This is a genomic window from Succinatimonas hippei YIT 12066, from assembly GCF_000188195.1.
Classification (GTDB): Bacteria; Pseudomonadota; Gammaproteobacteria; order Enterobacterales; family Succinivibrionaceae; genus Succinatimonas; species Succinatimonas hippei.
Genome location: NZ_GL831014.1, coordinates 1 through 14018 on the forward strand (window position 1 = coordinate 1; position 14018 = coordinate 14018).

Genomic DNA, 14018 nt, shown 5'->3' on the forward strand with positions numbered 1-14018 from the left:
GAAAATCATGTCCAACTTTTTGTCCGCACCCCCCAAAAGACGGTGCTGAAAAGCACCGTCATATATCACATAATTTTATGATCTAAAATGTTTATTTGGTATTTTTAATACCGTTGGTGATACCGCAGGCGGCAGCTGTAAAGACAACGTCAGATGAGCTGTTTAAAGCTGTTTCGGTTGAATCTTGCAAAACGCCGATGATAAAGCCGATACCGACGACCTGCATGGCGATATCATTGCCGATACCGAAAATTGAGCAGGCAAGCGGGATTAGCATTAAAGAGCCGCCGGCAATTCCCGAAGTGCCGCAGGCGCATAATACGGCTGCAATGCACATGAGAAGCGCTGAACCGAAGTCAACATGAATATCCAAAGTGTTGACGGCTGCCATAGTCATGATTACGATGGTGACCGCCGCACCGCACATGTTGATGGTACAGCCTAAAGGAATGGAAATAGAGTAAGTTTCGCGCGGTACACCTAATTTTTCGCACAGATCAAGATTAACCGGAATGTTGGCGGCAGAAGAGCGGGTAAAGAAGGCTGTAATGGCGCTGTTGGCAATTGAAGTTAAAACCAGTGGATAAGGATTTTTACGTGTGGCGGCAAAAACGATTATCGGGTTGATGACAAAAGCAACTATGAGCATGGTGGCAACTAATACTACGACTACGTGTACGTAATTTAATAAGTTGCTAAATCCGCCGGCTTCAGTGCAGGAAGAATAAACAAGACCCATAACGCCTAAAGGTGCGAAACGGATAACCATACGAACTACACCGCCTACGGTTTCGGCTAAGTCATCCAAAACGAGTTTAGTCGGGTCGTGAGCGACGCGGAATAAAAGACCGAAGGCAATACCCCACACCAGGATAGCGACATAGTTGCCGGTTAAAAGAGCATTGACCGGGTTATCGACGGCTTGTTTTATGAAGTTTAATAATACTTCTGAAATACCTTGCGGAGGGTTTACTCCGTCGGCGGCACTGGCAAGCTCACTAAAGGTGCTCGGGAATATATAGCTCATGATAAGAGCTAAAAGAGAAGCAAGGCCCATAGAAACAAAATAATAAACAAGAATAGGGCGCATATTGGTTTTAACACCCTTGTTGTGACGGGCAATGGCTGCTGAAACCAATACGAACACGAGAAGAGGGGCTATAGCTTTTAATGCTGAAACGAACAAAACACCTAAAGTGGGTATCACAGTGGTGTCGTTGGGATAAATAGCAGCAAGTATGATACCGACTATAAGGCCGATGACTACCTGCATGATGAACGGAACTTTGTTGAAAATTTTAGCAAGAGGATTGCTGGGACTTATCGGTTGTAACATAAGTTAGACCTTCCTTTGTTTAAACGGTGCCTGCATTATACGCCTTCTTCTCTTAAATCAGATAAAAAAGCAGTTTTAGAGCATGTTACAAGAAAAACGCCTCGGTTTTTGCAACTGAGGCGTTTATATGAAGTTGATTAATCGTCCTTTTCCGGATCACTTGTGGCTGCAGGTTTATTAAGATCAAGTTTTTCCTCAAGATAATGGATGCTGGCACCGCCCTTGATTTCAACCGGATCGGTGAGTAAATCCTTATGCAGAGGAATATTGGTCTTAATTCCGTCAACTACCATTTCGTCCAAGGCTTCAAGAGCTCTTGCCATGGCAAGCTCACGATTGTCATCATGAACGATGAGTTTGCCGATTAATGAGTCATAGTAAGGAGGGACGCGATATGACTGATAAATATGGCTGTCCCAACGCACACCGGGGCCTCCCGGAACATGCAGACGCTCAATTAAACCCGGAGACGGCAGGAAAGTCTTAGGATCTTCAGCATTGATACGGCATTCAAAAGCATGGCCTTTTATCTTGATGTCTTTTTGCTTGACGGATAAAGGAGCGCCTGCTGATACGGCAATCATTTCACGGACGATATCAATGCCTGTGATCATTTCAGTAACCGGATGTTCTACCTGAACACGGGTATTCATTTCGATAAAGTAGAACTCGCCGTTTTCATATAAGAATTCAAAAGTACCTGCTCCGCGGTATCCGATATCAACGCATGCCTTGGCGCAGCGTTCACCGATAGATTTACGCTGTTCGGCGGTGATAAAGGGAGCCGGAGCTTCTTCTAAAACCTTTTGGTTGCGGCGCTGCATGGAACAGTCGCGTTCACCTAAATAAACAGCGTTTCCGTGAGTGTCGGATAGTACCTGGAATTCGATATGACGCGGGTTTTCAAGGAATTTTTCCATGTAAACGGCAGGATTGTTAAAGAACATATCCGCTTCACGGCGGGTGAGAGCGATAGCATCATCAAGCTCTGCATCGGAACGGACGACGCGCATGCCGCGTCCGCCGCCGCCACCGGCTGCTTTAATTATGATAGGGTAGCCGATTTCATTGGCAAGACGATGGTTTTCTTTGGAATCGTCTCCTAATGCTCCTTCAGAACCGGGAACGCACGGAACCCCTGCGCGCTGCATGGCTTTTTTGGCAGATACTTTATCACCCATAAGACGGATGGTATCGGCAGTCGGTCCGATGAAAATAAATCCTGATTTTTCCACCATCTCGGCAAAATCGGCATTTTCGGACAGGAACCCGTAACCGGGATGAATTGCGCTGGCACCGGTAGCTTCGGCCGCAGCAATAATAGTAGGAATATTAAGATATGAGTCTTTTGCGGTAGCAGGGCCGATGCAGATTGTTTCATCGGCAAGCTTTACGTGCATCAAATCACGATCTGCGGTTGAATGCACTGCTACGGTTTTAAGTCCCAGCTGACGGCAGGCGCGCAAAATACGTAAGGCAATTTCGCCGCGATTTGCAATTAAAACCTTTTCAAGTTGCATAGATAAATACCTTGAAGAAAAAAGACCTCCGATAAATTATCGGAGGTTTTTATAATTTTTATTCAAACTCAAAAATAGCTTGATCAAATTCAACGGTAGCGCCGTTTTCAACCAAAATTTTCTTGATGGTGCCTGATCTGTCGGCTTGAATTTGGTTCATCATCTTCATGGCTTCGATAATGCACAAAGTGTCGCCTTCCTTGACGGTTTGTCCTTCTTCAACGAAAGGAGCGGCATTAGGGCTTGCCGAACGGTAGAAAGTTCCGACCATCGGAGAGCGCATTACGTTGTTTCCTGAAGCTGCAGGAGCGGGGGCTGCAGGAGTACTTTCTGCTGCAGGTGCTGCAGCAGGAGCAGGGGCAGAAACGGCAGCTACCGGAGCAGGAGCTGCTACAACGGTTTGAACCGGAGCCTGAACAACGGTGGCAGACTGACGAGAAATACTAAGCTCTTCATCACCCTGTTTTAAGTTAATTTCTGCAATATCAGAATTTGAAACGAGGTCAATGAGCTTAGCTATTTTGTGAATATCAATTTGCATGTGCTATTACCTAAATTACTGTGTTGCTTAGCAACGAAAAAAAATTCTTATTTATTGACGAGCCGGGCTGCTTTTCTTAAAGCGAACTCGTATCCGTCAAGACCGAAACCGACAATAACCCCGATGGCTTTATCGCTTAGATAGGAGTGATGTCTGAATTCTTCACGGGCGTGAACGTTCGATATATGAATTTCAAAAAAAGGAATGGCCGTGCCTAAGAGAGCATCACGAATTGCTACACTGGTGTGAGTATATGCTCCGGCATTAATTAAAATGCAGGACGCTTTACCCATTACGCTTTGAATTTTATCGACGATGGCACCTTCATGGTTTGACTGAAAGTGCTCAATGCTGACGTTGAGTTCTGTAGCGACTTCATCAAGACGGGCATTGAGATCTGATAAAGTCTCGTGTCCGTAAACCTGCGGTTCACGGGTACCCAAAAGATTAAGATTGGGGCCGTTTACCACTAAAATAAAAGGCTTAGACAAATTAAAACTCCGACAACCAATTTAAACAGATTTTAACAATTTTTTGAGATTTTAGAACTTTTTTAAGAGTTTTTTTTTGAAAAAATGAAAAAATTTTGGGTTTGGGATAAGGGATTTATCTGCTTTTTTGTAATTTTTCGAGAGATGTCTAAAAAAGAAAAGAACCGGTGTGCATTTTCTGAATATGAAAACAAGACGGGCAAAGACTTACATTGTTAAAAAAGAGTGATCTGTCTCTATTTTTCCCAAAGAAGAATTTAAAAATGTTAAAATAGCCGCGTCTTTTTTAAGCGATACCGCTTAGTCCTCTTGTTTATAAAGGTAATCGTCCATTATGAATAAAGCAAAATCAATCGCCGCGTATGATCCTGAGTTATGGCAAGCAATTGCAGATGAAAATCAGCGTCAGGAAGATCATATCGAACTTATCGCTTCTGAAAACTACGCCAGCCGCTGTGTAATGGAAGCTCAAGGTTCCCAGCTTACCAATAAGTATGCCGAAGGCTATCCGCATAAGCGTTATTACGGCGGTTGCGAATATGTTGATAAGGTTGAGCAGTTGGCTATTGATCGTGCCTGCAAATTGTTTAAATGCGAATATGCAAATGTTCAGCCGCATGCGGGTTCTCAGGCCAATGCTGCAGCTTATATGGCTTTATGCAATCCGGGCGATACCATTTTAGGATTATCTTTAGCTTGCGGCGGTCACTTGACCCACGGTGCAGCAGTCAGTTTCTCCGGCAAAATGTATCATGCCGTACAGTACGGCGTTAATGCTGCAGGTGAGCTTGATTATGATGATATTAAAGCCAAGGCCCTGGAGTGCAAGCCTAAGGTAATAGTTGCAGGTTTCTCTGCTTATTCCGGCATCGTTGATTGGAAGAAAATGCGTGAGATAGCTGATGAAGTAGGTGCTTATCTCATGGTTGATATGGCCCATGTCGCCGGATTGGTCGCAGCCGGTGTTTATCCGAGCCCCGTCGATTATGCCCACGTTGTAACCTCAACCACTCATAAATCATTAGGCGGTCCCCGCTCAGGATTTATTTTATCTAACTGCCATGATGAGACTATTTATAAGAAACTCAACTCGGCAATTTTCCCGGGTTCTCAGGGCGGTCCTTTAATGCATGTAATCGCTGCAAAAGCTATTGTCTTTAAAGAAGCAATGGAGCCTTGGTACGTTGAGTATCAAAAGCAGGTAGTGGCAAATGCAAAGGCCATGTGCGAAGAGGTAATGAAGCGCGGCTACAAAGTAGTGTCAGGCGGTACCCACAACCACTTGTTCCTTATGGATTTTATCGGAATGGAAATGACCGGTAAGGATGCAGAAACCGCTTTGGGTCAGGCTAACATTACCGTTAATAAAAACAGCGTTCCTAATGACCCGAGATCTCCTTTCATTACTTCCGGCTTGCGTTTGGGCACTCCTGCCTGCACTCGCCGCGGCTTTAAAGAGGCTGAGGTTCGCGAACTTGCCAATATCATTTGCGACGTCCTTGATAATTACAAAGACGAGAATGTTATTGCCGCATGCCGCGAAAAAGTTAAGGCTATGTGTGCCAAGTTCCCGGTATATAAGGATTAATAAGACTTGAAGGTCTTTAGTGAAAATGACAGGCTCTTTATGAAAAGAGCCTTAAAACTTGCCGCTCGCGGCAAGTTTACTACGTCCCCGAATCCTGCTGTCGGATGCGTAATCGTACGTAACGGCATGATTATAGGTGAGGGGTATCATCATAAAGCAGGCGAGCCGCATGCCGAAATTATGGCAATGCGCAGCGCTGGATCTTCTGTTGCCGGAGCTACCTGCTATGTTACTTTAGAGCCGTGTTCTCATTACGGCAGAACTCCTCCTTGCGCCAAGGCGTTGGTTAAAGCCGGTGTTAAACGCGTGGTAATTGCCTGCGGAGATCCCAATCCTCAGGTGGCAGGCCGCGGCGTTAAAATTTTAAAAGATGCAGGAATTGAAGTGGATGTCGGCTTATATGAGAACAAAGCTTTAAAACTAAATCGGGCTTTCTTTAAATCTATCGTTAAAAATATTCCGTACGTTACCGTTAAGATAGGCATGTCGCTTGACGCTAAAATAGCGCTGTCTGACGGCCGCAGTAAATGGATAACCTCGGAAAAGTCTCGTCAAACCGTACAAAAAATGCGTGCCGCATCCGATGCGATAATTACCGGATCGGGAACTGTAATTGCTGATAATCCGCTGCTGAATGTCCGCTATGACGAATTGTCTGCAAAGGTGTTTGAAAAATACGATATTAATAAAGAAAAACAGCCTTTAAGAGTAGTGCTTGATTCGCGTCAGCGTATTAATCCTGATGATTATGTCATGTTTTCTCAAGGAAAAGTATTGCTCGTGCGTCCGTCTTTAGACAGTAAAAATATCTCCGAACAAATTAACGAGCATCTTGAAATTTTCTATGCTCCTTGTGATTTTGCAGGAAGAATTTGCATAAGCGCAGTTTTATCCGAACTGTCAAAAAGACAATGCCGCAAAGTTTTAGTTGAGGCCGGACCGACATTGGTTGCATCTTTTTTGCAGGAACGCCTTGCCGACGAGCTTGCATTGTTCGTTGCACCCAAAGTTTTAGGGGTAAATGCCAAAACCGCTTTTGCATGTGATGAAGTAAGCTCGCTTGATTGCCTTAAACCATATAAAATATTGACGATTAAAAGAAGCGGTAAGGACTTTTTCGTTCGCGCTTTATTAGCATAGGCCGATACTTTTATGTACACAGGAATTATTGAAGCTGTAGGAACTCTGTCCTTAATTGAAAAACGCGGAAACGGTGCTTTTGTAAAAGTAATGACGCCGGCTTCATTCAAGGCAAAGGAACGGGTAAAAATAGGTGATTCAGTTGCTTCAAACGGCGTCTGCTTAACAGCAACGACAGTAGGAGACGACTTTTTCACCGCCGACGTGTCGGCTGAAACGGTTGCGATGACTTGTTTTAAATTTTATAAGCAAGGGCAGCGTTTAAATCTTGAATTACCTTGCACTCCCGCCACGCATTTGGGCGGACATATCGTTCAGGGGCATGTTGACGGCATCGGAGAAATAAAAGACATTTCCCCGCTGGGAGAGGCGGTTAATATCTGGGTTTCAAATCCCCCTGAACTGTCGCGTTACATTGCGCTTAAAGGTTCAATTGCCGTTGACGGAGCATCTCTTACCGTAAATTCGGTAACGGATGACAGCTTTCGTTTGACTTTGATTCCGCATTCACAGACGGTTTTGGCTTTTGAAAATTGGCAGACGGGCAGCAAAGTTAATCTTGAAGTGGATGTGCTGGCCCGTTATCTTGAGCGGCTGGTTTTAGGACAAAAATCTCAAAGCAATGCAGAAGAAAAAAGTTCGGCTTTGTCATTTGAGACTTTAATGCAAAACGGTTTTATTTAATAATTAAGCAAACGAATTTTCATTTTCGGAGGTTTTATGTCAATTAAGGTTATAGAGGGCAACAAGCCTTGCCGCGACGGAAAGTTCGCAATCGTCGTTTCACGCTTTAACAGCTTTATTTGCGAGCGTTTGGTCGAAGGCGCCATTGATACTTTAAAAAGAGAAGGCGAAGTCCCTGAGGAAAATATAACCTTGGTAAGAGTTCCGGGCGCGATTGAAATTCCGGTAGTATTGGAAAAACTCGCCGCTTCTAACAAGTACGATGCTTTGATTGCTTTAGGCTGCGTTATTCGCGGATCTACTTATCATTTTGAAGTTGTGGCCAATGAGTGCGCTAAGGGTATTACCCAGGTTACTTTAAAATATGCAACTCCGATTGCAAACGGCGTTTTGACTACCGAATCAATCGAGCAGGCCGTTCAGCGCGCAGGTTCCAAAGCCGGTAATAAGGGGTCGGAGGCCGCCGCTTCTGCTTTAGAAATGGCAAATGTGTTAAAAGCTCTTTAATTTATAACTCCCTGGGAGAAAGAATGGATTCTACAGAAGGTGCAGTAAGCCCGGCAATGCGTCATAAGGCTCGTCATTTTGCCATGCAGGCGATTTATCAGTGGCAGATGACTGGACAGAGTGCCGGCGAAATTGAAAGGCAGTTTTTGGAAGATCAGCCGATTCAAGGGGCCGATCTTGATTATATGCATGACTTGATTTCAGGCGTTGTTGCTAACTTTGAGCACATCGATGAAGTTTATGAGCCGTTTTTATCAAGACCGCTTAAAGATCTTGATCAGGTAGATAAGGCGATTTTGCGTCTTGGTACGTTTGAGCTGCTGTATCGCCAGGAAATACCTTTTCGCGTCGTGATTAATGAGTCTATTATGCTTGCAAAAGAGTTTGCCGAGCAGGATAGCCATAAATTCGTTAACGGCGTTTTGGATAAAGTAGTAAGAGTGATTAAAGACTGAAAGTGTTAGGTGAGTTTGCACTTATAAAAGAATTCTTTTCAGGTCACGATAAAGGGCGCGGCATTACTTTAGGTATAGGTGATGACTGCGCTTTATTAGCGCCTGACAGAAACAGCGAACTTGCGATTACAACCGATACGCTAAATGAAGGGATCCACTTTTTTAAAGGAGAGGATCCTTTTTATTTAGGGTATAAGTCTCTTTTGGTAAATATTTCAGATCTGGCGTCAATGGGGGCAAGACCGGCCTTTTTTACTTTATCTTTAACCTTGCCTGATTCAGATGAGCTTTTTTTGCGTGAGTTTTCCCGCGGACTTTTTTCTTTGGCTGACAAGGAGAAAATGGCGCTTATAGGCGGTAATACTTCAAAAGGGCCTTTATCGATAACCATAAGTGCATACGGATATGTAGCAAAAGGCTGTGCCATGCGACGCGATTTGGCAAAGCCCGGTGACATTATTTATGTCTCAGGCAATTTAGGCATGGGCGGTCTTTTTGTTAAGGCGGGCTATCATGAGCTTAATCTTGCTTCTGATCTTTTCTCCATCGTACATAAAAAAGCTCAGCTTATTCCGTCACGAACGGTTTTTGCCAGAGCACTGCGCCGCGTATGTCGCTGCGCTTTGGATGTGTCGGACGGAACGGTAGGGGATTTAAGACATATTCTTGAAAGAAGCAATGTAGGTGCCGTGCTTAATTTAGATAAATTGCCGCTTGATGAGATATTTGATCAGGTGAATTTAACCGCGTTGGAAAAAGTTGAACTGGCGGCTTTCGGCGGTTGTGATTATGAGCTTTTATTTACGGTAAATCCTAAAAAAATCTCTTTACTTGAAAAAATCGCTGCTTGTCACCGGGTGAAAATTACACCGATAGGCGTAATTACGAAGGATAAAAATCTTAACTTGCTTTTTGAAAACAAGCCCTACGTAAAGGCAAATAGGCCGTTTGAGCATTTTTAGTGCTGACCGAATCCTTATCTTTGCTAAGAAAAGTCAATTTTGTCCTTGAGAAAGATACTAAGAAAAGATTATAGTTAATCATTATTTTCAGATTGGAGATTAATGTGTTTACTTTAGGTAAAAAATCCGCCGTTGCATCAATTATTGCTGCGGCAGTATTCGCCGTCGGCACAGTGCAGGCCGCCGATGAGGTTAAAGTTACTAAGGACAGCCCCTTTACGGAAAAGGTTTCTTATTCTATCGGAGCATCTTTAGGTACTTATATTCATCAGATGCAGAAAACTCAGACCGATCTTATCGGTGAACTTAACAATGATTATATTGTTGCCGGTTTCGTTGATTCTTTAAATGATAAGACCGCATTGGAAAGTGCTGATATTGAAGCAACTTTACGCGAGCTTGACAAGAAGGTTCAGACCGCTCTTGAAGATAAAATGAAAAAAGAAGCAGCTGCAAATCTTGAAGCCGGAAAGAAATTCCTTGAGGAAAACGCCAAGAAAGAAGGTGTAGTTACTACCGCAAGCGGTCTTCAGTATAAAGTCATCACGGAAGGCAAGGGCGAGGCTCCTAAGTCTGGAGACACTATTTCCGTTAAGTATAAAGGTACCACTACTGACGGAAAAGTTTTTGACGAGCAGAAAGAGCCTGTCGACTTCCCGCTTGCCAATATGATCCCCGGATGGGTTGAAGGTCTGCAGCTGATGAAACCCGGTGCTCATTATGAGTTTTATATTCCGGCTGATTTAGCCTACGGCGAAGCCGGTGCCGGTGATGTGATTAAACCTAACTCCGTACTGGTTTTTGATGTTGAGTTGGTTGAAGTAAAACATCCTGAAAAGGACGCTGCCGATAAAAAATAACGGCCTTTAAATCTATAGTTTTACTGACCTATCGTATCTTACGATAGGTCAGCATTTCCCGAAAATCCTTTTACAATTCTTAGTTTTTATTTAAAAAAACGTTTTTTGAATTCGTCAAAATCAAGATAGCCTACTGCATCGACGATTATTTCTCCGTCATTATTAAGCAAGGCGGTATAGGGTACGCCGATTAATGAAAAGTGCTGCATAAGCTCCCTGACTTGAGGCGAGGCGCTGTCGGTAATATCAAAATGGAAAAGCTGCATGTTGTAAGTCAGCCTTTTAAACTCATCACTTATAAAAATTTCTTTTTCCATTTGTCTGCAGTTGGCGCACCATTTAGCTCCGACTACTAGTAAGGCTTTGTCCGAAGTTATTTTCAATTCATTTAGGGATTTGATTTCCGTAAAAGGCAAGGCGGTGCCGTATTCATAGTTATAATTTGAGGACAGGCACATAACGGCTATGGCTGCGCATAGGGCAATTCCAATTCGTTTAAGAAGTAAAGAAGCGGTATTTTTATAGAAAACGTAAGCACAGTAACAGCACAATAAAATGAAAACTGCAGTTTTAAGATAATTTTTGTAAAGACCTAAGTAGCCGTCAATGATATATAAAGCAGCCAGAATAAGCGGAACAGCCATCAGTTTATAGATAAGAGCAGAAAAAATGCGGGCTTTTAAGATAAATTTTCCGCCTAAAACACCAATGATAAATAAAGGCATTCCCATGCCGAGTCCGATGCAGAAAAAGGCCAGCGTTCCTTTTAACAGATCTCCTTCTTTCAAGATAAAGAGCAAAGCTCCGGCAAGCGGGGCGCTGGTACACGGAGTCGTTATAAGCGCTGACACCAGTCCGAAAATAAAAGCTGACATTGTACTTGTCATATTAAGCGCGGCAAGTTTATTTTGCAGTCCGGTACTGAGGCTTTGCGGCATGCTTAAAGTAAAAAAGCCGGCACAGGCTAGGGCGCATAAAAACAAAAAAGCCGCAAGCGCGTATGCCATGTAAGGGCTTTGCAAAATCCCGTGTAAAGAAGCTCCTGCATATGAAAATAACAGCCCGACTAAAGTGTAAGTAAGGCATAGCCCTGAAAGGTAAGCGCAGTTTGCAGCAATATTTTTTTGATTTTTCTTGGTGCTTTGCCCTGCAATCATTGCAGAAAAAATCGGCAGCATCGGCAGGACGCAGGGTGTAAGATCAAGTCCGATACCGAGGATAAAGCACAATAGAAGGCCGAATATAAAATCTGAACTTAAAGCGTTGCTTAATTTATCCTCAGTAGTTTGGGCTTTTTCACTTACATATTCATCAGGTGAATTTTCTAAAACAGGATCTATTTTGGGTAAGGTGACGGTTATAGTTTGCGGAGGATAACAGATCCCTGCTCCGTCACAGCCTTGAAAGGAAAAGGATAAAGTTGCGCCTTCAGTACTTTTGACGATTAAGGCTTCAAGATCGGCTCGGTTGAAAAATACTTCATGCTCTCCTTGAAAATCCGTATGTTTTACAGCTTGCGGAATTTTTGCAAAATAAGCTTCCCCTTCATTTGTTACGCTTAGGCTTAGTGAGTCTTTATAAATATAGGCGCTATCATCAAGTATGATTGAAAGATTTAAAGTGTTGCCGTTTAAATGTTCCGAGACTTTAAACGGAGATTTTTGTTGGGTGCTGAAGCCTGCCTCATTTAATGCAGATAAAAGATTGTCGGGGATAAGATCGTCTTTTGCAAAAGAGGCGACGGAAAATAAGAATAGGCTCAAAAAACACAGCCTATGTAGCAAAGCAAAGATAATTTTCGGTAATGACATTTTTAAATAATAACTTTGTGATAATTTAGCATCGCTTACTAAGGAGTAATTATGCCACGAGCCGTTCTGTTTATTCTCGCACTTTTTGTTATAGAGATTTTGGTGTTGATTAAAGTGGGGTCATATTTAGGTGCCATAACGACCGTTTCACTAATGTTTACCATGATGGTTTTGGGCATCTTTTTAATTAGAGTGCGTTTAAAAATGCTGATGGATGCTTTGCATCATGAGCCTAAAATCAGTGCTTCTTTGATTTGGCTGCCGCTTGCCGGGGTTATGTTTATCTTCCCCGGATTCGTGTCGGATTTGCTCGGCTTGCTGCTGTTAATTCCTGCAGTGCAGAAATTTTTAGCTAAGAGATTTTTTATAAAGAGCAAAGTGTTTGGCAATTTTACTTATTACGGAGATTTTACATCTGCATCTAAAAAAGGTGACGGGGATGTGATTGATGGTGAATTTACTGAAATAAAAGAGGATAATTCTCTTTTGGGTAAGACAGAAGATAAAGATTTTTCTAAAAAAACTTAGCAGTTAATTTTTTAAAGGTGAAATATGGCACAGGCAAAATACTATCTTGCATTAGTTGCAGTATGTCTTGTCTGGGGTGCGACTCCTGCATGCGGTAAGATTTTATCTACCTCCATGTCGCCGCTTCTTATTACCGGGCTCAGATTTGTTTTGACGGCCGGTATCTTGTTTTCATGGTTGTTTATTACCGGACAAAAGAAAGCTTTTCGCCCGGATAAAAAGTTTATTCCCTTTTTGATTTTTATGGGATTTATGGGTATTACCGTACATAACGGTTTGCTCTTTACCGGCCTTCACTATACCACGGCGACTAACACGGCATTGATTGAAAGTATCGGGCCTACGGCCACAACTATTTTGGCATTTTTGTTTGTCGGAGAAAGATTAAGTCGGCGCGGATGGGTTGGTATTTTCATTTCATGCTGCGGAGCTTTATGTATTGTGACCAAGGGATCGCTTGATGTTCTCATAAATATGGGGTTTAACATCGGTGATCTTTTAATTGTCGCTTGTGAAATTGCCTGGTCCTGTTACGTGATTTTAGGATGGAAGGCGCAAAAAAGCCGATTGTCGGCAACTGCTCTTACGGCATGGAACGGACTTTTCGGCGGGCTTTTATGTTTTATCATCGGCTTTGCGACCGGAACTTTGGAGGTTTGGCAAGTAAATGCTCAAGCGGTATACGGATTTTTATATTTGCTTTTAGCTTCAGGCGTGTTTGCGTTCGTTACCTGGAACTTTGCCGTGGCAAAAGTCGGTGCCAGCAAAGCCGGAGTATTCGTGTATCTTGTACCGTTAACCGGAGCGATAATCGGTGTTACTTTTCTTGGTGAGGAGATTTTATTGTCGCAGATTGTTGGCGGACTTTTGATTATTTCAGGGGTTGTCGTCACGGTTCGAGCTAAAGTTCAGTTAAAAAGCGAAGAAAAGAAAGCCCCCGAGAATTTGGTCGAAAGATTTCCGGATCTTGCCGAGCATTATCGCGCCAAGGCTTCAGGAAAAGAGGTTCCTGCTTTGCCGCACCGCTCTTTTGCGACAAAGCTAAAAGGAGTATTTAAGCGTACTTTCATTGCTTGTTATCATGTTATAAAAGCTCCTGCAGATGCTGTGGCGTTTTTGTATAAATTCTTTGTTTTAAAAGAAAAAGCGGCGCCAAACATAAATGATGATGCAGACAGTAAGGCAGAAAGCACTGTATCTTTAGGAAAATCAGTTTTAAAAGAAGATCAATCCTTTAAAGATAAGATCTCCAATTTATCGTCCAAGTCTGATACTAGGATATATGCCGGAGCGGGAAATGCTCAGGATGTCGCCGGTTTAATGCGTGAACTTGGCAGAAAAAATTGGGTTGAAAACGCAGGTGCAAAAGATGAATTGAACGAAAGCGCCGGAGATTTTGTTAAAAGTATTGATAAAGGTGATGAAGAATTGCGTATTCAAGCCGAGATTTTGCAGCAGGAAATGCAGGAATTTTCAGCTTGCAACGTATTAAAAAAATGGTTTTTAGGTAAGTTTAAGCGTAATTGACATCCTCACCGGTCTAAAGACCGGAGATCCTACAGCTAAACAACAATACTGCTATTGTCGTTTAGCCT

The 14018-nt window shown here is 43.0% G+C and carries 14 protein-coding genes; 9 read left to right on the forward strand and 5 right to left on the reverse strand.

Going from position 1 to position 14018, the window contains the following annotated elements:
* Positions 1-91: 91 nt before the first annotated feature.
* From sstT to aroQ, 4 genes are all read right to left on the reverse strand, one after another.
* A complete protein-coding gene (gene sstT / locus HMPREF9444_RS06405; RefSeq protein ID WP_198002765.1) occupies positions 92-1324 on the reverse strand; it encodes a serine/threonine transporter SstT in 1233 nt (410 codons plus the stop codon).
* Between the two features lie 149 nt (positions 1325-1473).
* Positions 1474-2856, reverse strand: coding sequence for an acetyl-CoA carboxylase biotin carboxylase subunit (gene accC / locus HMPREF9444_RS06410; protein WP_009143590.1), 1383 nt, complete (start codon positions 2854-2856; stop codon positions 1474-1476).
* Positions 2857-2914: 58 nt separating this feature from the next.
* Entirely contained in the window at positions 2915-3391 is a 477-nt protein-coding gene (accB, locus tag HMPREF9444_RS06415) for an acetyl-CoA carboxylase biotin carboxyl carrier protein (protein ID WP_040909353.1), read from the reverse strand.
* Positions 3392-3444: 53 nt separating this feature from the next.
* A complete protein-coding gene (aroQ, locus tag HMPREF9444_RS06420) occupies positions 3445-3888 on the reverse strand; it encodes a type II 3-dehydroquinate dehydratase (RefSeq protein WP_040909347.1) in 444 nt (147 codons plus the stop codon).
* Between the two features lie 331 nt (positions 3889-4219).
* Here aroQ and glyA point away from each other — a divergent pair, with 331 nt between their 5' ends.
* From glyA to HMPREF9444_RS06455, 7 genes are all read left to right on the forward strand, one after another.
* On the forward strand, positions 4220-5476 hold the full coding sequence (gene glyA, locus HMPREF9444_RS06425) for a serine hydroxymethyltransferase (RefSeq protein ID WP_040909348.1): 1257 nt from the start codon (positions 4220-4222) through the stop codon (positions 5474-5476).
* A 6-nt stretch (positions 5477-5482) separates the two neighbouring features.
* Positions 5483-6616 carry a bifunctional diaminohydroxyphosphoribosylaminopyrimidine deaminase/5-amino-6-(5-phosphoribosylamino)uracil reductase RibD gene (ribD, locus tag HMPREF9444_RS06430; protein WP_267902413.1) on the forward strand — a complete coding sequence of 378 codons (1134 nt, stop codon included), beginning with the start codon at positions 5483-5485 and terminating at the stop codon, positions 6614-6616.
* 12 nt (positions 6617-6628) lie between these two features.
* A complete protein-coding gene (locus tag HMPREF9444_RS06435; protein ID WP_009143596.1) occupies positions 6629-7300 on the forward strand; it encodes a riboflavin synthase in 672 nt (223 codons plus the stop codon).
* Between the two features lie 42 nt (positions 7301-7342).
* Positions 7343-7807, forward strand: a complete 465-nt coding sequence (gene ribH / locus HMPREF9444_RS06440; protein WP_040909354.1) for a 6,7-dimethyl-8-ribityllumazine synthase — start codon at positions 7343-7345, stop codon at positions 7805-7807.
* Positions 7808-7830: 23 nt separating this feature from the next.
* Entirely contained in the window at positions 7831-8262 is a 432-nt protein-coding gene (gene nusB / locus HMPREF9444_RS06445; protein ID WP_009143598.1) for a transcription antitermination factor NusB, read from the forward strand.
* 2 nt (positions 8263-8264) lie between these two features.
* Positions 8265-9224 (forward strand): thiamine-phosphate kinase, encoded by a 960-nt coding sequence (gene thiL, locus HMPREF9444_RS06450; RefSeq protein WP_009143599.1) that lies wholly within the window; start codon positions 8265-8267, stop codon positions 9222-9224.
* 104 nt (positions 9225-9328) lie between these two features.
* On the forward strand, positions 9329-10084 hold the full coding sequence (locus HMPREF9444_RS06455) for an FKBP-type peptidyl-prolyl cis-trans isomerase (protein ID WP_040909349.1): 756 nt from the start codon (positions 9329-9331) through the stop codon (positions 10082-10084).
* Between the two features lie 86 nt (positions 10085-10170).
* Here the strand turns inward: HMPREF9444_RS06455 and dsbD are convergent, their stop codons facing one another.
* Complete coding sequence (gene dsbD / locus HMPREF9444_RS06460; protein ID WP_040909350.1) at positions 10171-11847, reverse strand: protein-disulfide reductase DsbD; 1677 nt, start codon at positions 11845-11847, stop codon at positions 10171-10173.
* 99 nt (positions 11848-11946) lie between these two features.
* On the opposite strand from dsbD, the gene HMPREF9444_RS06465 reads away from it, so the two are divergent.
* A complete protein-coding gene (locus HMPREF9444_RS06465) occupies positions 11947-12423 on the forward strand; it encodes an FxsA family protein (RefSeq protein ID WP_009143602.1) in 477 nt (158 codons plus the stop codon).
* 24 nt (positions 12424-12447) lie between these two features.
* Positions 12448-13950 carry a DMT family transporter gene (locus HMPREF9444_RS06470; protein ID WP_009143603.1) on the forward strand — a complete coding sequence of 501 codons (1503 nt, stop codon included), beginning with the start codon at positions 12448-12450 and terminating at the stop codon, positions 13948-13950.
* The last annotated feature ends 68 nt before the right edge of the window (positions 13951-14018 follow it).